We start from the raw sequence: 19049 nt of genomic DNA, 5'->3' as shown, positions 1-19049 counted from the left end.
TCTGTGATTGAGCAAGTTGGTCTCTACTTCGCTCCTTCAGTTCGCTGCGGAAATTCAATTACCGGCTATGGGCGATGGGTGCCTTGGTATCGAACGTCGGCACATGGATGCAGCGTACTGCGCAGGACTGGCTTCTCCGGACCCAACTGACGCATCACGATGCATCGGCGGTGGGCACGGTAATGGCGCTTCAGTTCGGGCCGCAGCTATTGCTCCTGCCATGGACAGGCTTTGCGGCAGATTACTTGAACCAGCGAAAGCTTCTCATGATCACTCAGGCGACGATGGGCGCGCTTGCTCTCGCGCTCGGCATTCTCACAGTCGCGGGTGTTGTTTAATTGTGGCAAGTGCACGTGTTCGCCTTTCTATTCGGATGCGCATCCGCGTTTGACGGTCCGGTGCAGCAGACCTTCGTCGGCGCACTCGTCGGCGACGCCGACCTGCACAATGCCGTGGCGCTCAACTCGACGTCCTTCAACGCGGGCAGGATGATCGGGCCTGAGGTAGAGGGTGTCGTCATCGGTTCGATCGGGACGGGCTGGGCGTTCATGCTGAACGGCGCTAGTTTCTTCGCCGTGCTGGTATCGATGTCGCGGTTCCGTCAATCCGAGTTGCGGGGGAACAAGCGCGCGCATCGGTCACGCAAGGGAATGAGCGAGGGCTTTGTCTATGCGTGGTCGCGGCCCGAGCTAAAGGCGAATCTCGTCATGCTATTTTTGATCGGCACCTTCGGCCTAAATTTCCCCATCTTCATTTCGACGATGGCGGTCGGCGTGTTTCACGCGGATGCGCGCGGCTACGGCCTGCTGACATCAATTATGGCCATCGGCACGATGTCGGGCGCGTTCCTGGCTGCGGGCCGTGAAAAGCCCGGCTTACATGCCTTGCTTATCGGCGCCGCGGTCTTCGTCTGGGCTGCGCACTTGCGGCGCTTGCGCCGGGTTACTGGATGTTCGCTGGGGTGCTCGTAATCACCGGCGTGGCGGCGCCGACGTTCACCAATACAAGCACCAGCCTGATGCAGTTATCGACCGAGCCTGTTATGCGCGGTCGAGTGATGGCGCTGCGTCTGGGCATCGCTTTGGGAGGTACGCCGATAGGCGCGCCCATCGTTGGATGGGTTGCAAATCACTTGGTCCTCGTTGGGCGCTGGGGATAGGAGCTCTCTCCGGCTGCGCTGCCCCACTATTGGGAACGATCATGTTCAGGCGCTGGACGCTTAGTCCGCTGTCTGAGGGAAAAAGCGACGGCGCCTCCGCGGCCGACCGAAGTTGAGAGTCTCTGGTTGGTATCTCCTTGACTCAAAAGCAACGATTCGAGAGATAGGCGGCGTCGTAAATCGTTTCAGTGGCTATCCGGATCCAATTCACCGTCTCGCATACGGCAACCTGGCCTCTTGAGCGTCTTTTTGCATCAAGGAGCGGCCGTCGCGCTCATGAGGCTTCGAGCGTCAGTTGAGGGTCGGCGAACGAAACCGCTCGCGCGGTAGGGGCTGCGGTTCGACTTGGCGGGTATTGAGAGGTGGATGGTGCGGTTCCGTATGTTGAAGGTCGGGGCAATCCGCCCCGTTCTTCAACGGAGCCGCACCATGACCTCCATTCAACCGGGCGTCAGCCCTCTGCGTCAGCGTATGACAGATGACATGCGCATGCGCCAGCTTTCTACGAAGGCTCAGGCGAACTATTTGCGCATCGTGCGTGAATTCGCTCGCTATCTCAAACGCTCGCCCGACACCGCGACGGTCGAAGACCTGCGAAACTACCAGTTGTATCTGGTCGATCGCGGAACATCGGCTATCTCTCTCAATGCTGCAATCACCGGCCTGAAGTTCTTTTTCGACATTACGCTTCAGAAGCCGCAATTGATGGCTCGGATGCAGCCGGTGCGCGTGCCGCGCGTACTGCCGGTTATCCTCAGCCCCGAGGAGTCCGGCGACTGATTGCGGCAACAGGTAATTCAAAGCATCAGACAGCGTTGTCGCTCGCCTACGGCACCGGGTTGCGGGCCGGCGAAGTGGTCGCGCTCAAAGTGGGCGAGATCGATAGCCAGCGCATGACGCTGCGTGTCGAACAGGGTAAAGGCCGTAAGGATCGCTACGCGATGCTCTCACCGGTGCTGCTCGAGCGCTTGCGGGTCTGGTGGCGCGTGGCCCGCTCGCAGGGCAAGATGCCGGATGGCGGCTGGCTATTTCCGGGACTCGATCCTGTCGACCCGCTGACTCCGCGGCAACTCAATCGCGCGATTCGCGCTGCGGGCGAAGCCGCGCAAATCGACAAGCGCGTATCGATGCATACGCTGCGCCACAGTTTTGCCACGCACCTGCTCGAGCAGAAGGTAGATATTCGCGTGATTCAGGTGCTGCTGGGTCACAAGAAGCTTGAGACCACCGCACTTTACGCCCAGGTCGCCACCGACTTGTTGCAAGAAGTCGTCAGCCCGCTGGAGCGCCTGCGCCTCGAGTAGCGGACACGCGGTCGGATCCGATGTTGGAGGTCGCGGACATCTTCCGCGCCTGCGGGCCCACGTGGCGACGCACAGTAGCGTTGAGCCTGGGGCAGTTGAAGGGAAACAAAAAAAAAGTCGCCTCGCGTTCAACGAAATCCTATTTTGACTTAGTTGCGTTTATTAATTTTACGGCCATATAATTTGACCGCTATCAAGGATCGGATCGGCGGGCATGGGTGTTCGGGACCCGCGATGCGTTGCGCAATCTACCGGAGCACATAATGCTGGGAAACAACACGTCACACAAAAACGACGGCGCAATAGGAGTCGAGCAGCAAACCATCTACGCCGTGCCTGCCGAGGCGCGTCACGGGAGCTTCAAGGATCTGTTCACGATCTGGTTCGGCTCGAACATCAACATGCTGACCATCATAACCGGCGCGCTCGGCACGACGCTGTTCGGGCTCGACACCGGATCGACGCTTGTCGCGATCCTCGCCGGCACCTTGTTAGGCGGCGTGCTGATGGCGTTGCACGCGGCGCAGGGGCCACAGCTCGGCGTGCCGCAGATGATTCAAACGCGCGGCCAGTTCGGCGCGTTCGGCGCCATTTTCGTGATCGCCGTCGTCGTGTTCATGTATGTGGGCTTCTTCGCCGCAAATTCGGTTCTGGGCGCGCTGTCGATTGCCGCAGCCCTCCACGTCGCCCATAGCGGGCCGATCCTGATTGCCATCGGCCTGATCAGCCTCGCTGCCGCCATCTATGGCTACGACCTGATCCACGCCTACTGCCGCATTCTCACCTGGGTGTCAGGCATCGCGCTGCTCGCGGCCTTCGCATGGCTCCTTCTCGTGCATGGCATGCCGGCCACGACACTGGCGAAGGGCGGCTTCACGATCACCGGCTTCATCGGAATGCTGTCGATCGCGACACTTTACCAACTCGGCTACGCGCCCTACGTTTCCGACTACACGCGCTACATGCCGGCCGATACTGGCGTGAAGCCGGCCTTCTGGGCGACCTATTCCGGCTCCGCCCTAGGTTCGATCCTGCCAATGATCCTCGGCGCGCTGGTAGGGCTGGTAGCTCTCAAAGGCGATGCGGTGTCGGGCCTCGTCGCATCCATGGGCGCCATCGCACTGCCCATCGTCATCATTTTCGCGCTGAGCATTGCGTGCAATAACGCCATGAACCTGTATTGCGGGACGCTGTCGGTCATCACCATTGTGCAAACTTTCAGGCCGCAGTGGAAGCCGCGCGCCGGTTCGCGAGGCGCGATCGGCACCGTGCTGTTCCTGGCCGGCATGGCAGTGGGCCTCGCGGCGACCGAAGACTTCATGCAGAACTATGAGAACTTCATTCTGCTGCTGCTCTATGTGCTGATCCCCTGGACGTCGATCAATCTCGTCGATTACTACCTGATCCACAAAGGCCGTTACGACGTGGACGCCTTCTTCAAGCCCGACGGCGGCATCTACGGCAAATATAACGCGCCAGCGCTCGCGTGTTATGTGATCGGCATTCTCATCGAGGTTCCATTCGTCTCGAACGCGCTCTACACGGGACCAGTCGCCAAGTGGCTCAACGGTGCGGATATCTCATGGCTGGTGGGCGTTCTTGTCATCTCGCCGGTGTACTACGTGCTCGCGCGGCAGACTGGCCGTCACCGTAAGAACCTGACGGCTGCGACCGTGGCCCGCGTCGACTGACGCAAGCGCGTCAAACCGATCGATCTATTGCGCCGGCGCCTATCGCACGCCGGCATTCACCTCTGGAGAAACTCGTGTTGGAAGCATCCCTGTTGATTGGTGGAGAACTCCGCGCGGCCGAAGCCGGCCGGTGCTTCGAGCGACGCGATCCGTTGACGGGCGACACCGCCAGCGTCGCCGCTGCGGCGTCCGTCGGCGATGCACGCGCGGCCGCGGACGCCGCGTCCGCCGCGCTGCCGGCGTGGGCGGCGCTCAGTCCGAGCGCACGGCGCGCATTGCTTTTGAAAGCGGCCGATGTTTTCGAGGCGTTCAAAGACAAGCTCGTGCATGCCATGGTGTCCGAGACCGGCGCCACGGCCGACTGGGCCGCTTTCAATACGCGCCTTGCGGCCAACATGCTGCGCGAGGCAGCCAGCATGTGTACGCAGATTCAAGGCGACGTGATCCCGTCGGAACGCCACGATTGCCTATCGGTCGCGATGCGGGTGCCTGCCGGCGTCGTGCTCGGCATCGCGCCGTGGAATGCGCCGATCATTCTCGGCGTGCGCAGCATCGCGTTGCCGCTCGCTTGCGGGAATACCGTGATCCTGAAGTCGTCGGAGTTGTGTCCGAAGACTCACGCGCTGATCGGGGAAGTCCTCCAAGAGGCCGGCATGGCGCCGGGTGTAGTCAACGTCGTCAGCAATGCGCCCGAAAACGCGCAGGAAGTCGTCCACGCGCTGGTGGCGCATCCGGCGGTGCGGCGCGTCAGCTTCACGGGATCGACGCGCGTGGGGCGCATCATCGCGCAACTGGCGGCAAGCGAACTCAAACCCGCCGTGCTCGAACTCGGCGGCAAGGCGCCGCTGGTCGTGCTCGACGATGCCGACGTGGACGCCGCAGTGAACGCGGCCATCTTCGGCGCGTTCTTCAACCAAGGTCAGATCTGCATGTCGACCGAGCGAATCGTGGTGCAGGACGCCGTAGCCGATGCCTTCGTCGAGCGGTTTGGCGTACGGGCGCGCGCCTTGAAGGCGGGCGACCCGCGTACGGACAAGGTTCAGCTGGGCAGCGTCATTAGTGCCCAGGCCGTCGAGCGTCTTCGCGAACTGGTAGACGACGCGGTGTCCAAGGGCGCGATTCTTCTCGCCGGCGGTGAGGGCAGTGGCCCGGTCATGCAGGCGACGGCCCTCGACCGCGTGACGCCGGAGATGCGTATCTATCACGAAGAGTCGTTTGGGCCGGTCGTATCGATAGTGCGGGCCGGCGACGATGCCGACGCCGTGCGAATTGCCAACGACACCGAATATGGCCTGACTGCCGGCGTTTTCAGTCGTGACGGTGCCCGCGCGATCCGAGTCGCCCGGCAGATCGAATCCGGCATGTGCCACATCAACGGCCCGACGGTTCATGACGAAGCGCCTATGCCATTCGGCGGCGTCAAGGCAAGCGGATATGGACGTCTAGGAGGGCGCGCGGGCGTGCATGAGTTCACCGAACTGCGCTGGATGACGATCGAAACAGGCCAGCCGCATTACCCATTTTGAGAGAGGACAGTCATGCAAATAACAGCAGCTATTGCACGCGACATCAAGGCGCCGCTATCGATCGAGTCTTTCGAACTGGAGGATCCGCGCGACGACGAGATTCTGGTCAAGCTGGTCGCAACCGGCATCTGCCATACCGATGCCGCCATGCGTGACCGGCAGTTTCCGGTGCCGCACCCACTCGTGCTCGGACACGAGGGCGCGGGAATTGTGGAGCGGGTAGGCGCAAACGTCAGAAAGGTGCAGGTGGGCGACCACGTCATTATGCACTACGACTCTTGCGGTGCTTGCCCGAGTTGCATTGAGCATGCGCCGGCCTACTGTCACCACTTTTTCAAGTTTAACTTCAGCGGGCTGCGCGGCGACGGCACCGCGACCTTGCAAGCGTCGCACAGTCCGGCATTCGCCAACTTTTTCGGGCAGTCGTCCTTCGCGAACTTCAGCCTGTGCCGCGAACGCAACGTCGTCAAGGTCGCTCACGATCTCCCGCTCGACGTGCTCGCGCCGATTGGCTGCGGCATCCAAACTGGCGCGGGCGCTGTGTTGAACGCGCTGAAAGTGAAAGTGGGGGATTCCCTGGCCGTGTTCGGCGCAGGTTCAGTTGGCCTCGCCGCGGTCATGGCGGCACGCGCGGCGGGTGCCACGCGGATCATTGCCGTCGATCTGAACATGGCGCGACTGGAAATGGCGCGTTCGCTGGGCGCGACCGACACGATCCACGCAGGCGAGCGGAACGTGGTGGAGTCGATCAAGGCACTGACGGGCGCGGGAGTGGCCTATGCCTTTGATACGACCGGGCATGCAAAGATCCTCCGGCAATGCGTCGATGCATTGGCGCCGCGCGGCGTATGTGGCACGGTCGGCGTGCCCGCGGGCGAGAAGGATGTGACGCTCGATATCGTCGATGTCATGACGCACGGCAAGACGTTTCGCGGCATCGTGCAAGGCGAGTCCAACCCGGATGTTTTCTTTCAGCAACTCATCGAGTTGTATCGGCAAGGACGCTTCCCGCTGGACAAGCTGGTCGCCTTTTATCCATTCAGTGAAATCAATCGTGCCATGGAAGATTCGGAAAGCGGCAAAGTGGTCAAAGCCGTGCTGCGCTTCTGACAGGACCAAGGAAAAGAAAAATTGAAGAAGAAATTTCTCTCTCTCAGCATCGCCGCTACCTGCTCCGCGCTATGCGGCGGCGCGCATGCGCAAAGCAGCGTGACACTGTACGGTCTGATCGACACGGGGATCGTCTATTCGAACAACCAAGGCGGATACAGCAACTGGCAGGTGTCCAGCGCGTCGACGCAAAATACGGTCTTCGGCCTGAAGGGCATCGAGGATCTCGGCGGTGGTCTGCATGCCCAGTTCGCACTCGAGCAAGGCTTCAACTCGAACAACGGTACGCAAGCCTTTGCTGGCGATGGCTTCGGCTCGCAAGCATGGTTCGGCTTGCAGAGTGACTCTCTGGGCAAGCTGACGCTCGGCCGCCAGTTCGATGTCGTCAACGATCTGCTCGGTCCTATCTCTGCGAGCTTCAACACGTGGGGCGGCAGCCTTGCCGCTCATCCGTTCGAGAACGACAACCTGGCAGCAGATTCGGTCGTGCCGAACAACGTCATCAAGTATGTCAGCCCGGAGTTCTACGGCACGACGGTTGAAGGCATGTATGCCATGAGCAATGCCGCGGGCGGCTTTGCCGACAATCGCGCGTATGGCGCGGCCGTTTCGTTCGCGCGCGGCGGCCTGGCGATCGCTGGCGGCTATCTGCAATTCAACGATGCGGGTGGCGGCGCGCGGGACATCAATCCCGCGGGCGCTTTGTCGTCGACGGACGGCAGCGCGAATTTCATCGCGGGGCGGCAGCGGATCTGGGGCGCCGGAGCCAATTATTCTTTCGGCGCGGCGACGGTCGGCGCGTTGTGGAGCCATACACAAATCGACGATATGGCCAGCGTGCTCTCGATTGGCGCGGGCCGCTATCTGCCTCTTGGCGGCACGCTGCGGCTCGACAACTACGAAGTGAATGCGCACTATGCCGTGACGCCGGCTTGGTCGGTCAGCGCCGCTTATACCTTCACGGACGGCGCATACAGCGACGGCGCGACTAACGCCTCCCCGGTCTGGCACACGGGAATGCTGCAAACCAGCTACGCCTTGAGCAAGCGCAGCGACGTGTATCTAGAGGGCGTCTATCAGCATGTGCATGGCGCGCCCGCAGGCTCCGCGTTGAGCAACGCAATGATCAACACGCTCTCGCCCTCGTCGACGGGAACGCAACTCGCGGTCATTGCAGGGTTGCGGCACGCGTTCTAAGTGCGTCGAGCCTTCGGTCCCAGGCGCATGAAAAAAAACGACACGCAACAGGTTCGACCACACGGCGTGCGTGGTCCACGCGGCCCATCGGGCACGCGCAAAAGGCTTGGCCGTCCGATCGGCAACGTCAATCAGCGTGAGAACATCCTCGACGCCGCCGAGGTCGATTTTTCGCAACGCGGCTATGCCGGCACGTCGCTCAAGGACGTCGCGGCGTCCTGCGACGTCACGCAGGCGCTCATCACGTATTACTTCGGCACGAAGCAGCAGTTGTTCGAACAGGTCTTCCTGCGCCGAGCGACGCTGATTTCGGAAGAGCGCATGCAGCGTCTGAACGAACTTACTGACAGCGGTCAGTCCGCGAGCGTGCGCGAGATAGTGCGGGCGTTTCTGCTGCCGCTCGTCGGACTGCGCAAGTCCGACGGCGGCCGCGCGTTCATCCGCTTGCAGGCGCGTCTTCATACCGAGCCGCCTGAATTTTCATACGCCCTGCGCAGCACCGCATACGGCGATTCGACCGATGCGTATGTCGGCGCACTGCGCGGAGCCTTGCCCGGCCTGGCTGAGAGAGATCTCTACTGGCGCGTCACGGCGATGATCGGTGCGTATCTGTATGCGTTCTCGGATACGCATCGGATCGACGTGCTGTCGAAGAACACATGCGATCCGACGGACGCGAACGAAACGCTCGAGCAGTTGACGAGCTTCATCGTCGGCGGACTGGAAGCTCAGCCGAGCGCGACGGCGGTCAAGCCTGCTCGCGCGAAGACTGTGAAGAACCCGGCGAAGGCGGCTCGCGCTGCGTAATCAGCGGCGCAAGCCGATTTCCATCGAATCGATGATCTGGCGGACAACGGCGTGCATCGAATCCCGCGTCGCGCCCGGCAGGTCCGCAGAGGCGGTTTCGCCGATCAGATCGTGCAGGGTTTCCTGCACATCGGCCGACGACGATTGGGGCAGTGCCTCCGCAATCACGCTGATGGCGACGGCAAGGCCATGCAGCTTCCCGTTCAGTGTTTCCAGTCCTGAGTCATGTGTGTCCCTTTACGTGGCTGATAGGAAATGCAAGAAGGCGGTTCAAACGTGTTCCTTGACGAAAATGGCGACGCCCGCAATTCACTGAAGGTACGGCCAGCAGCGCGAACACCGCAAGCAGCCCGAGCGCTCAAGGCGGTGCGGTGCTTGAACAAACATCAGAAGGGCGCACTTTCAAGGCGGATTATAAGAAGCGCTTCAACGTTGACCCGCTGACCTATAGCCCACCTTTGTTTGAATGGGGTAAATGGTTACCTGTTGGGCGGCGATGCCATTGCACGACACGCTCGACCACTTCGCCTATTGATCATTACCGCCTGGTAATACTAAATAGATCGGACCGCGGCTTCAAATCTCGACGTTTTGAAGAAAAAAATACGACCTCTTGTCTTCCGCTTTCCTAACTTTGAGAACCGACGCGGGCGGAAGGGGAAGCATTAAGACCCGTGGAACGGTCAACGGCCTCAGACCTTGGCCACCCCGATGCGAAACTGATGTACGAAAGCGGGCCAGTCGACATGTTGCGCCAGCGGGAGATCGTCGACCACCACGACTTTCGTTCGCGCCCGGTAAAAGAGAGCGATGCATGTCGCGGGGAAATTGTTCCGCGAGGGATAGAGCAGACCGTCGAAGGCTGGGATGCCGCGGTTGTCGAGCGCCTCGTAAATCTGTCGAGAGATACGCTGCGTGTGGATGTAACGCCGGCTCGCCAGTTGGCCGAGATTTGAGGCCGAACTCCCGCGCCATAACGCCTGGCGCGGTCATGTCAGCCAAGTTCAGTGGCTCGACTACGCCGACAGCACGCACAATGCGTCCACGAACCTCGCTTAGCGTAATGGTCCGCGAACGGCTTCGGTGCCATTGGTGCTGATGAAAGACCGACTCCATCAATACGGTCGGGAGGTCGAAGCCCAAGTACAGGACTCCATAGTCACCCGTCGGATCATCGTATCGATTTGCGGAGCTTCTGCCAAAATAGAGCGGTGTAGCGGCGTATTCGATTCGGCTTATGTGTTGGAGCAGTTCTCCGGCCGCAATGACGCGGCTTGGAATCGACGAAGTCAAACCGCTTCCTCACCGTGAATACCGACCGTGTTCAGGACAACCTCGACAAGTTGATCGAAGTTGCCTGGCGTCACGGCTTCGATAGGTGAGCGACCACCGAGCGCATCATTTCCAGACGACAGCGCACGATAGAGCGTCCATGAGTTAACCGACGCCGCTCGGGCGAGCGCTTCGCGCGTGAATTTCAGCTTCAGCGGATCAAGCTGCCAGTCGGGCAGTCGCTGACCCCGACGACCCACGTCTAATGAGAGAAGGCGCCGAGGCTGCGCTGACAGATCTTTATAGATCTGTTGGCGCGACTTGTGTGCGAACCGCGCAAACTCCGTCAGCGGAATGTTCCCGGGTGCATCGTATGCGCGCAACAACGCTGCACGTCCGCGCTGCGCATCGGTCGCCGACGGCTGCCAGGGTGACTCGGCCCGAAGCGCGCGTGCTTTCGCTCGCAGGTCCGAGGTGAGCTGGCGCGGCGAGGGCGCGGCCTCCGCGAATTTCTCTCGAATCAACGCGTTCAGCTCGGCGATGAAGGCATCCTCGTCATTGATGCGTACGGCACGTTCAAAACGATGAGCGTCTTCAGCGGTGATTTCTGGGAACTCCATGGCGGGCATTGGCTTGGACATGGTTCGGCCTCGTGCGAGACACAATACCAGCACAATGACCGCTTTTGTCGCGTTTGTCAACTTTGTCGCCTTAGTCTCGGCTTCAGGGTCAGGCGGAGCAGTTGCAGTTGTTGGGATTGAAGACGGTGATATTTGAAGGCGACTGGTCAAAATGAGCCGACTGATTTCAGGCGCGCACGATGGGATTCGAACAGCTCGCTGCGCTCAAAGCGCAGATGAACCGAGGCGAAAGCAGCAAAACGGTTGCTTCATCCTCGACGTCATCGCCATTGACCGTCACACGGGAAAACAAGAAGCCGCTAAAACCTCCGCGGACGTCTGCTGACGCCGCCGCGCGCGCAGTGACTACGCTGCAACGACATTTCCCGCACGCGTTTCCACGGAGTCCCGCTCCTGAGGTTCCTCAGGGGGTTGGGATTCTCAAGGATGTGCTCGCGCGAGCGCCGACGCTTGGGCTGAGCGAGCGAAACGCTTGGAACGGCGTCAAGCTCTGGTGTCGTGGCCAACGATATTGGACATGCCTCGTGGAAGGCAGTGTGCGCGTTGATCTTTGCCGGCGCAATACCGGTGTTGTCTCTGCTGCCGAAGCGGAGTACGGCACAACTCAGGAAAAGGCTCGGCTCGCGCGCTGGCAAGAACAGATTGAGAACAAGGGACTTGATGGGCCGCGTCAATGCAAGACGCTCGCGCGTCCGATTTGACATAAAGATAATTAACGCCGTTAAGTAGTTGCCTATTTAACACTCCGGTTAGCCGACTGATCTGCTTGTTCCCCGTGAAACAAACGTCGCCGCTATGCCTATACTGTGCGTATAATGTGCGCAACGCATCGCTGCCGGAGCTCGCAAAATGAACGCAGACAACTTTGTGGACGTGTTGGAATCTGCCCGGGAAGCCGGAACTTCCCGGCTTTCGGCGGCAAACCTCGCCACCATGCTGGGCCTGCAGCAGCAAGATTTAGCCGCCATAGCCGGCGTGCACCGAAACACGCTGCGCACGCATCCAGAGTCGCCGAAGTTGCAAGGCGCTCTTCGCGATTTGATGCGCGTCGTGTCGGCGGCTGCCGCGCTTCAACCGGACCTTCAACGCGCGTTGTTCCTTATTAAGAACCATCCAATCCCGGCGTTTCGGCATAGGACGATCCTCCAGTTGGTGCAGGACGGCCGGACCGACGATGCGATCGACTACCTGGAATCCATCAGCGCAGGTTTCATTGGATGATCCTCACCGATCTGGCGAAGGGAACCACGCTCTATCGCGCACACACCCCGCGCTGGGCCGACCGCCCCATGAGCGGCGCAGGCGCCGCGCTGAAGGGTGGACGCTTCAACCGCGAAGGCGTCGAGGCGCTGTACTTGTCGCTGGAAGTACTAACCGCGCTGCACGAATACCAGCAGACTTCCCCTTTCCTTCCGCCTTGCACGATTTGCTCTTACGTCGCCGATCTCAAGGGCCTGGTAGACCTGCGTCAACTCGACACAGGAAATTGGGATGAGCTTTGGCGCGATTGGCGCGAGGACTGGCGGTACTGGAAGTTCGAGCAGCACGTCGAGCCACCGACCTGGGTATTGAGCGACCTAGTTCGGGACATCGGCTGCACCGGAATTATTTTTCCGAGTCAAGCGCACACTGGGGGCACCAACGTGGTGGTGTTCATCGATCGACTTGCTAACGGCAATTCAATTGAGGTCAACGACCCCAACGAGCATCTTCCCAGGAACCAAGCGAGTTGGTCACAGTAGTCGACGGCTTCCTGCGCTGCGCCGGCGAAGTGCTCGCCGGCTTGGCCGCTTAATGCAAAGGTTACACCGTCTGGGCGGTTCGAGAAATTTTGCTTGGGTGCGGATCGAGCCGACCGCTCTGGTTCGCCAAGGCCCCCGACGGCACATAGATGCACCGAGCCCCACATTTACCCATTAAACGCATTGGTGATAATACGAATTATCAGGCATGGAGGCGGCGAGGGCGCCGGTTTTTGCCCCCGCGCGCGCAGCTAACGAACCGGGGTGGCACGCCGGGCCCGCCTGACGTTGCAACGCGCGCTGTGGTCAACTCGCGTCAGTGTGGATGAGCGCATCGCGCTCGGCGAGCCCCGAGCGCATTGGCAAACGGCGCGCTATCGCAGCGCCAACGTCGCCAACGGGCTACGGGACGCGCGCAAAAGACGATCGCCGAATTACGCACGAAGGGCTGCAGGTCGTCGCTGGCCGGGCCGCAGCCTTGACTTCCAGCGGCGTTGGGTAGGCTTAGAAGGTCAGCACGAAAGTATAAGAAACACTCAAAACCGGTCCCTCTAGTGCCGTTATGTACTGGTAGGGTCGGCATCAGGCCACTTCTATTTTTTCGACAACGATCAATGACGCAACACAGCCAAGAAACGACGGCCGCATATATGGAGCGAGCGAGCATGTTCGCCCACATAAAGAGGTGCGCGGTCGAAGAGATTATTAAGTCAAGAGGCGGCACTCAGATGTCTCACGTCGCCGTGCAGCGCAAAGCGGCGACGTTCCTTGGAAAATTCGCGGAAGAGATGAACGTCCGCGCGGCCGAGGCAAGGCAGCTCGTCAAGATGTACGAGCGGTTCGGCGAGTTCGAGATGCGCGCCGAGCTTGAAAGCCTGTTCAGTATCGTCGACCTCGAGATCCTGGCCACTGAAAACGATGAGGCGGTGCGGGCCGCGATTCAGACGAAGCGAGCCGATATGGACCTGACAGGTGCAGCGATTAAGACGCGCTTGCAAAACCGGCCGCGGTCCAAAACGATTCTTTAACTAGAGAGCAATGTATGTCCAGCTTTAACGATGCAACCATCTATGTCCAGCTAGAACGCCCCGAAACTGGCCGCGTTGAAATTTATTCGCGCGAAGCGACGAAGGAAGAAGCGCTGCGGATGTTCGAATCCGCCAGCAAGGACAGGCGAGCAATTGAGGATGATCTTGCCTCGCGTGTCGCAGCCGAGGCCAAGGGCGACCTGCTTTGCGCAGGCTACTTCTTCGTCGAGGGCGGCAAAGACGCGCACGAGGATGTGGCGTTCCCGCTGTTGCACGCGGTCGCTGCCATCAGCGAGCATTTTGGCATCGACGCCGAAACGTTGGAGCGCGCGCTAGAACCCGCGAACGTGGCCGCGCTCAGTGCCGCGAGGGACGCCGAACTGGCTTCGTTCCTGAAGGACCATCCGGAACTTCTAGCCGGTGCCGAAGCACTCCGCGAAAAGCACGGAAACGTGCAGGCTGCGTTGGCGGCGGAACTGGCCCTCGAGTTGGAAGGCGAAGTAAAGCACTAGGCCGGTCAACCGTCTCGCCAAAGCCGTTGCCTCTGCTTTAAACACAACGGATGCAATGCGATCGTCGAGGCTCGCCGACAAGAGCCGACGAAGAGGACTATCATCCGCTTTTGATCGAGCAACGGTAGCTGCAGGATGAACGAGTACACAATCACTGATATTGAGAACGCCATCAACTATTGGCGATCGCGGCAGGCGGCGACGGATGACTTCGCTGTCTGCCCGAGAGCAAGAGTGCTGGCGGACGTGTACGGAACGATGATCTATCATCAACGAGAGCGCGTCGAAGCGAGAAGCTTGACGGCGGACCAAAATGAAGCGCTAAGTCTTGCGCTCGCCCAGAAGGAACTCTTTTGATCCCGACGAAAGGGGCAAACATGTCGAGCGACAGTACAGCCCTGATCTGGGTAGACGCTCAGGCGGGAGGTGGCCGCGTCGAGATCTATTCGCGAGAGGTATCAAAGGCGGACGCGTTGCGCATGTTTGCTTCAGCCAGCAGCGACACGCGAGCGTTCGAAGAAGACCTCACCGACTGGGTTGCAACAGAAATAATCGGCGACGTTCTGTACGCGGGCTATTTTTGCCCTAAGAGCAAAGGCTTAGACGAGGAAAAGCAAGTGTCTTTCGCGCTCGTACATGCGTGCGAGGCGATCAGTAAGCATTTCCGCATTGACGCGGGCGTCCTCGAGCGCGCATTGCGGCCTGAAAATCTGGCGGAGTTGGCCGCCGTACGCGATGCGGAGATCGCGTCTCTAGTCAATGACCTTCCCGAACTTATGAGTGACGCCGAGGTCCTGCGAGAAAAGCATGCGTCGGTGCAAGCGGCGCTTGCCGATGAACTTTCGAAGGCGATCGCCGCCAGGAAAATTCCGTCCCACTGAACATCCAAGACGCGCGTTCAAGCCCTGTCTTGACAACACTGTCGCGTCGGTACCCTAGGTAGTGAGCCGAGTATCCTGCTCGGCCGCTACCGATGGAGGAATTGGATGGCTTTTCGTATCGACCCCTCGTCCATAGTGTTCCTAGAAACCCGCCGTGGCATCAACGCGACCGCGACGATCGTGTCCGATGAAGGCGTCAAAATCGGCGAAGTCGACGATATAGCGGAGAAAATCGTCGCCGATGTGATGTTCGTATCGGCGGCCGCCCGTTCGGCGTTCGTTGAAGAGGCGCGGCTCGTGAATCCCATAGTTCTTGGTCGCGCCGATCACAGCGACGATATATTTGCCTCGGAGTACGCACGAGCGCTGCTTGCAGAAGCGGAGAAGGTCCTGCTCTCTAGTATGTGACCGTCTCGGCGTCAGCGGTCCTTATCTTGCGCGCACTCGTGGGTCCGGTGGCTCCGCAATGCTTCGGTAACTCCATTCTTGGCAAAGCTGTCGACACCTGAATTAGGCAGACAGACGGCGACGCTTCTTCAGACTCGTGGTTGGCGTTGCATTAGCTCGCGCGCCGTGCCGAGCATGCCGTCGGCGATGCTGCCCGAATCGATGCTGTGGCTACCGTCACGCAGAGCGGCTTTGATTGCTGCGACCTTGTCAATATCGATATCCATTTCGCTCGACGGGCGCAACATAGAGGTCGATGAAAGCGTTACTGCGGAGCTATCGGGCGCGACGGCTTCGGTTTGCTGTGCGGTGCTGGCGGCGTAGTCTGCCTGGCGTTCGTTGTGCGTCGAACGGCAAGTTCACGCGACGTATCTGCGGTGATTGTGGTTTGAATCTTCATGGTGTCGTTTCTCGCTGGCATGTGCCTTCTATCGGTGCCTGCGTTGAAATCTTTACCATCCGGCCAGCTGCGCGGCTGCCTGAGGACCGTAGCGATCGCGCGAAAGCCTTGAATCACAAGGCGTCCGCGCATTTGCAACAAAATTGAAACAAAGTGTGAGCCGTGGCGTTACGTCGTGCGTTCGAAGATGGCGCCGAATACGGACGAACCTTTATCGATTGCGGCGGCGCTTACGGAAGGCGGCGCAATCTGAGCCAGCTTGTCCGCCAGTGCCGCTTCTGAAAAAGGCTTCACGATATAGCCGCTAGCACCAGCCTGAATCGCCGTGAGCACGTTTTCGCGCCTTTTCTCGGCGGTCACTTGCGCAAAAGCGCACTTCGTTCAGGCGGCTACTGCGCTTGCAAGCAACGCACGACACATCACCAAAATGCGTTGCGGTCGCGGTCTAATACGGCCCGCCGCGCCACGCGGCTGACTGTCAGGCCGGGCCCGCCGGCGACAGAAGATATTGAGCGACCACCCATTGCAACGGCCGCTCCTCGAAACACCGCTGCTCCGCGAATCGCAAGATAGCGTCGAGTTGCTGCCCGGTGCAGCGAAAGGCCTCGCGGCGCAGGGACGGGCTTTCGTCATTAGGCGTTTTCATTTCCTGGTCCTCTAGCGCGGGACATCCGACCGAAGGAACGCGTCGAGTTCGAGACAAGCTTTCACCACGGATTCAATCGCTTCCAGAGACGCACCGCTTTCTATACCTGCGAGTCGCCGGCGAAGCTGGTGCAATTGGATGACCATATCGCTTACCTGCTTGCGAACTAAACGCTTTCCGTCCGTGCTGTCGGCGACCAACGCCGGTGACGTTCTGTCTGCTGTAGAGGGCAACGCGTTGACTGTCAAGGCCGGGCCTCCTGCCGCGATCAGAACGTCGACCAGTCGCCGTCAGCGGCCGCAACAACTGCTGCCTGCTTGGGCGCTACAGACGGCTTCACTACACGCGTCGCTGGCCCACTCTTCGTGGCGACTGCAGGTTGCGGCGTCTGGGGCGCGCGGTGAGAAGTTGACTGGACGGCGAGCGTCTGGCCGGTCCGGAACTCGCCGACGGCTGCTGTCAGTTGCTTCGCTTGGTCTTCCATCGAACCGGCTGCCGCCGCTGCTTCTTCAACAAGCGCCGCGTTCTGCTGCGTGACTTCGTCCATCTGCGAGATGGCTTGATTCACTTGCTCGATGCCGCGGCTCTGTTCGTTGGACGCGGACGCAATCTCGCCCATGATGTCAGTGACGCGCTGGATGGCGGTGCCCACGCGCTGCATCGTCTCGCCTGCCCGCGCGACCAGTTCGGTCCCCGCCTGCACGCGCCCGCCGGACATTTCGATGAGCTCTCTGATCTCTTTGGCCGCGGTCGACGAGCGCTGGGCCAGGCTGCGAACCTCGCTTGCGACGACCGCGAAGCCGCGACCCTGTTCCCCCGCGCGAGCCGCTTCAACGGCTGCATTCAGAGCCAGGATGTTGGTCTGGAAAGCGATGCCTTCGATCATGCCGATGATCTCCGCTATCTTGGCGGAACTATGCTCAATGCCGGTCATGGTCTCGACGACCTGACTGACAATCGCGCTGCCCTCGTTGGCAACAGCACTCGCGTTGTCCGCCAGACCGCTGGCCTGCTTCGCATTCTCTGCATTTTGCTTAACCGTCGCGGTCAGCTCTTCCATGCTCGCCGCAGTCTCCTCCAAAGAGGCGGCCTGCTGTTCCGTGCGCGAGGAAAGGTCCGTGCTGCCCGCGGCAATCTCGCCCGATGCCGTTCTGATGACGTCGACCGACTCTTTAATGCCGTTCGCGAGAGCGGACAGCTTTGCAAACGCGGCTTGCACTGCCAGCATCAACGTCGCGAGCTCATCGCGGCCTACCACCTGCACGCGGTGGGTCAGATCGCCCTGCTCCAGCGCCTGCATTGCCGCAAGAGCCTCACCCAATGGCTTCGTCACGGATCGTGTGATCACAAGCATCGCCGCGATTGCAACCAACACGGCTGCTATGGTCGCGCCGAAGGAAAGCGCGACCGCGCGGTCATACGCGGAGTGCGCGGTGCGGGCCGACTCATCGGCGAGTTCAAACTGATAAGCGACCAACGCATCGAGCGCCGTGAAGTATTTGCCTTGGGCCGCGGCAACGGCCCCGGCGATCTGTGCACGTGCTTCCTCGACCTGTCCGGCGGTCAGAAGTTTGACCGCTTCCTGACGCGCTGCGGTGTTGCGAGCGCGAGCCTCGGTGAGCGCGTTGAAAAGCTCGCGCCCGCGTGCAGAGGTAATCATGCGGTCGATCTTCTCGAGCCGTTGCGACGTCGCTTTGGAAGCTTCGAGCACACCAGCTTGCATCGCCTCGACGTCCTCCGGCCTTCCGGTGATCGCGGCGCGTTGCAACCGAAGGACGGTTTGACTGGCCGAATCTTTAGCTTTGCTTACCTCTGCTGCCTTGACCATCCGATCATCGGTGATCAGCGTTATCTCGTTGTTGAGAGCACGCATGCTGAGGAAGTTGATTGTCGCAATGAGGAAAAGCAAGGCGACGACGACACCGAAGCCGACAGTCAGCCGGGCGCCGACCTTTAGTTTGTGCAGGTTCATTAGGTATCCGAGGGACCGTTATATGTATTCGTTTGGGAAGGCACAGCAAGCATGCGGTTGCGGTTGCTGCAACGGCCGGTCGCCGGTGGCACTGACTTCCCCGAGGGTGGCCCGAAGTTGTTGATTACGTTTGCATGTCACCTTCCTTTCGCACTATCGGCAGCGGAAGCGTATCCTTTACCGTAAATGCCGCGCATAACGGAACCAATATGTATTAAATACCGTTCCAGTCGAGGCCGGCCATTGCAGTCCTCTTAACCAACTCTCGGGAGACTTTCGGTCGAGCAAATTGCAGCCGATGACGGCAAAAGCGTGCTGGCGGTCCGAAGGCAGGTCGCGCGCATCAAGCGCCGGGTTCGCGAGCGGGGTTCTCCACAACACGCGCGGATGCATCACGCTGCTTGACCGAGCGGCGCTCGAAGCGCGCTCGTGCGAATGCTACGGCCTCGCCAAGCGCGAGTTCGACCGGATGCTGCCGGGGACGCGTCAGGCGAATGTGTTTGTCTAGGAACTAGTTGCGACTACGAGACTGAGCGATCGGGGGGCGCGCCTTGCCTCACGCTAGTGACGCAGCTCTTTAGTGCAGCGCTCCACGGGTGAGCGCAATGTCTTGCGTCACCTCATGCGGTGGGGCGTCCCTTAAAGGCCAGTTCAAAAAGAGCTCGGAAGGGCTGTTTACTTTTCTTCGAAACGGTTAACCTTGGATGCCTGAAC

17 protein-coding genes and 5 pseudogenes are annotated in these 19049 nt (G+C 60.3%); 15 read left to right on the top strand and 7 right to left on the bottom strand.

The window, feature by feature from the left end; translation table 11 throughout:
- The first annotated feature begins 74 nt into the window (after positions 1-74).
- The 7 genes and pseudogenes from LDZ21_RS29395 (at position 75) to LDZ21_RS29365 (ending at position 8794) form a co-directional block, all read left to right on the top strand.
- Positions 75-1275 (top strand): annotated as a pseudogene (locus LDZ21_RS29395) (MFS transporter).
- A 313-nt stretch (positions 1276-1588) separates the two neighbouring features.
- Positions 1589-2463 (top strand): annotated as a pseudogene (locus tag LDZ21_RS29390) (tyrosine-type recombinase/integrase).
- Positions 2464-2726: 263 nt separating this feature from the next.
- Positions 2727-4154 carry a purine-cytosine permease family protein gene (locus LDZ21_RS29385; protein ID WP_244797708.1) on the top strand — a complete coding sequence of 476 codons (1428 nt, stop codon included), beginning with the start codon at positions 2727-2729 and terminating at the stop codon, positions 4152-4154.
- Between the two features lie 77 nt (positions 4155-4231).
- Positions 4232-5680, top strand: coding sequence for an aldehyde dehydrogenase (locus LDZ21_RS29380; protein WP_244797992.1), 1449 nt, complete (start codon positions 4232-4234; stop codon positions 5678-5680).
- 12 nt (positions 5681-5692) lie between these two features.
- Positions 5693-6790, top strand: coding sequence for an NAD(P)-dependent alcohol dehydrogenase (locus tag LDZ21_RS29375; protein WP_244797987.1), 1098 nt, complete (start codon positions 5693-5695; stop codon positions 6788-6790).
- Between the two features lie 21 nt (positions 6791-6811).
- Positions 6812-7987 (top strand): porin, encoded by a 1176-nt coding sequence (locus LDZ21_RS29370; RefSeq protein ID WP_244797986.1) that lies wholly within the window; start codon positions 6812-6814, stop codon positions 7985-7987.
- A gap of 27 nt (positions 7988-8014) precedes the next feature.
- A complete protein-coding gene (locus tag LDZ21_RS29365; RefSeq protein ID WP_244797985.1) occupies positions 8015-8794 on the top strand; it encodes a TetR/AcrR family transcriptional regulator in 780 nt (259 codons plus the stop codon).
- Here the strand turns inward: LDZ21_RS29365 and LDZ21_RS29360 are convergent, their stop codons facing one another.
- The 3 genes and pseudogenes from LDZ21_RS29360 to LDZ21_RS29350 form a co-directional block, all read right to left on the bottom strand.
- Positions 8795-8962: a hypothetical protein gene (locus tag LDZ21_RS29360; protein WP_244797984.1), complete on the bottom strand. Its 168-nt coding sequence runs from the start codon at positions 8960-8962 to the stop codon at positions 8795-8797.
- Positions 8963-9486: 524 nt separating this feature from the next.
- A pseudogene (locus LDZ21_RS29355) lies at positions 9487-10087 on the bottom strand (RES family NAD+ phosphorylase).
- Entirely contained in the window at positions 10084-10707 is a 624-nt protein-coding gene (locus tag LDZ21_RS29350; RefSeq protein WP_244797983.1) for an integrase, read from the bottom strand. The pseudogene LDZ21_RS29355 and the gene LDZ21_RS29350 overlap by 4 nt, the downstream one beginning before the upstream one ends.
- Positions 10708-10886: 179 nt before the next feature.
- Here LDZ21_RS29350 and LDZ21_RS29345 point away from each other — a divergent pair, with 179 nt between their 5' ends.
- The 8 genes from LDZ21_RS29345 to LDZ21_RS29310 all read left to right on the top strand — a co-directional run bounded on the left by LDZ21_RS29345 (position 10887) and on the right by LDZ21_RS29310 (position 15278).
- Complete coding sequence (locus LDZ21_RS29345) at positions 10887-11408, top strand: ProQ/FinO family protein (RefSeq protein WP_244797982.1); 522 nt, start codon at positions 10887-10889, stop codon at positions 11406-11408.
- Between the two features lie 148 nt (positions 11409-11556).
- Positions 11557-11928: a DNA-binding protein gene (locus LDZ21_RS29340; RefSeq protein WP_244797981.1), complete on the top strand. Its 372-nt coding sequence runs from the start codon at positions 11557-11559 to the stop codon at positions 11926-11928.
- Positions 11925-12449, top strand: a complete 525-nt coding sequence (locus tag LDZ21_RS29335) for an RES family NAD+ phosphorylase (RefSeq protein ID WP_244797980.1) — start codon at positions 11925-11927, stop codon at positions 12447-12449. The genes LDZ21_RS29340 and LDZ21_RS29335 overlap by 4 nt, the downstream gene beginning before the upstream one ends.
- Positions 12450-13177: 728 nt before the next feature.
- Complete coding sequence (locus LDZ21_RS29330; RefSeq protein ID WP_244797979.1) at positions 13178-13477, top strand: hypothetical protein; 300 nt, start codon at positions 13178-13180, stop codon at positions 13475-13477.
- Between the two features lie 14 nt (positions 13478-13491).
- Positions 13492-13989 (top strand): hypothetical protein, encoded by a 498-nt coding sequence (locus tag LDZ21_RS29325; protein WP_244797978.1) that lies wholly within the window; start codon positions 13492-13494, stop codon positions 13987-13989.
- A gap of 135 nt (positions 13990-14124) precedes the next feature.
- Positions 14125-14346, top strand: coding sequence for a DUF3717 domain-containing protein (locus LDZ21_RS29320; protein WP_244797977.1), 222 nt, complete (start codon positions 14125-14127; stop codon positions 14344-14346).
- A gap of 20 nt (positions 14347-14366) precedes the next feature.
- Positions 14367-14870, top strand: a complete 504-nt coding sequence (locus tag LDZ21_RS29315) for a hypothetical protein (RefSeq protein ID WP_244797976.1) — start codon at positions 14367-14369, stop codon at positions 14868-14870.
- A 105-nt stretch (positions 14871-14975) separates the two neighbouring features.
- Positions 14976-15278: a hypothetical protein gene (locus tag LDZ21_RS29310; protein WP_244797975.1), complete on the top strand. Its 303-nt coding sequence runs from the start codon at positions 14976-14978 to the stop codon at positions 15276-15278.
- 128 nt (positions 15279-15406) lie between these two features.
- On the opposite strand, the pseudogene flgM reads toward LDZ21_RS29310, so the two are convergent.
- From flgM to LDZ21_RS31250, 4 genes and pseudogenes are all read right to left on the bottom strand, one after another.
- Positions 15407-15646 (bottom strand): annotated as a pseudogene (gene flgM / locus LDZ21_RS29305) (flagellar biosynthesis anti-sigma factor FlgM); the annotation flags it as partial.
- Positions 15647-15885: 239 nt separating this feature from the next.
- A pseudogene (locus tag LDZ21_RS29300) lies at positions 15886-16077 on the bottom strand (two-component system response regulator); the annotation flags it as partial.
- 118 nt (positions 16078-16195) lie between these two features.
- On the bottom strand, positions 16196-16363 hold the full coding sequence (locus LDZ21_RS29295; RefSeq protein WP_244797974.1) for a hypothetical protein: 168 nt from the start codon (positions 16361-16363) through the stop codon (positions 16196-16198).
- 268 nt (positions 16364-16631) lie between these two features.
- On the bottom strand, positions 16632-18335 hold the full coding sequence (locus tag LDZ21_RS31250) for a methyl-accepting chemotaxis protein (protein WP_280519457.1): 1704 nt from the start codon (positions 18333-18335) through the stop codon (positions 16632-16634).
- Positions 18336-19049 lie beyond the last annotated feature (714 nt).

The sequence above is a fragment of the Caballeronia grimmiae genome (assembly GCF_022879615.1).
In the GTDB taxonomy this organism is placed as follows: Bacteria; Pseudomonadota; Gammaproteobacteria; order Burkholderiales; family Burkholderiaceae; genus Caballeronia; species Caballeronia grimmiae.
The sequence above is the reverse complement of the archived record's forward strand: the minus strand, read 5'-3'. Positions and strand labels throughout refer to the sequence as shown.

What these genes read in the sequence shown, in the direction of transcription:
- LDZ21_RS29385 (WP_244797708.1), top strand. Translation starts at nt 2,727, where the DNA reads ATGCTGGGAAACAACACGTCACACAAAAACGACGGCGCAATAGGAGTC.
- LDZ21_RS29375 (WP_244797987.1), top strand. Translation starts at nt 5,693, where the DNA reads ATGCAAATAACAGCAGCTATTGCACGCGACATCAAGGCGCCGCTATCG.
- LDZ21_RS29365 (WP_244797985.1), top strand. Translation starts at nt 8,015, where the DNA reads ATGAAAAAAAACGACACGCAACAGGTTCGACCACACGGCGTGCGTGGT.
- LDZ21_RS29350 (WP_244797983.1), bottom strand. Translation starts at nt 10,707, where the DNA reads ATGTCCAAGCCAATGCCCGCCATGGAGTTCCCAGAAATCACCGCTGAA.
- LDZ21_RS29345 (WP_244797982.1), top strand. Translation starts at nt 10,887, where the DNA reads ATGGGATTCGAACAGCTCGCTGCGCTCAAAGCGCAGATGAACCGAGGC.
- LDZ21_RS29340 (WP_244797981.1), top strand. Translation starts at nt 11,557, where the DNA reads ATGAACGCAGACAACTTTGTGGACGTGTTGGAATCTGCCCGGGAAGCC.
- LDZ21_RS29335 (WP_244797980.1), top strand. Translation starts at nt 11,925, where the DNA reads ATGATCCTCACCGATCTGGCGAAGGGAACCACGCTCTATCGCGCACAC.
- LDZ21_RS29330 (WP_244797979.1), top strand. Translation starts at nt 13,178, where the DNA reads ATGTCTCACGTCGCCGTGCAGCGCAAAGCGGCGACGTTCCTTGGAAAA.
- LDZ21_RS29325 (WP_244797978.1), top strand. Translation starts at nt 13,492, where the DNA reads ATGTCCAGCTTTAACGATGCAACCATCTATGTCCAGCTAGAACGCCCC.
- LDZ21_RS29320 (WP_244797977.1), top strand. Translation starts at nt 14,125, where the DNA reads ATGAACGAGTACACAATCACTGATATTGAGAACGCCATCAACTATTGG.
- LDZ21_RS29315 (WP_244797976.1), top strand. Translation starts at nt 14,367, where the DNA reads ATGTCGAGCGACAGTACAGCCCTGATCTGGGTAGACGCTCAGGCGGGA.
- LDZ21_RS29310 (WP_244797975.1), top strand. Translation starts at nt 14,976, where the DNA reads ATGGCTTTTCGTATCGACCCCTCGTCCATAGTGTTCCTAGAAACCCGC.
- LDZ21_RS29295 (WP_244797974.1), bottom strand. Translation starts at nt 16,363, where the DNA reads ATGAAAACGCCTAATGACGAAAGCCCGTCCCTGCGCCGCGAGGCCTTT.
- LDZ21_RS31250 (WP_280519457.1), bottom strand. Translation starts at nt 18,335, where the DNA reads ATGAACCTGCACAAACTAAAGGTCGGCGCCCGGCTGACTGTCGGCTTC.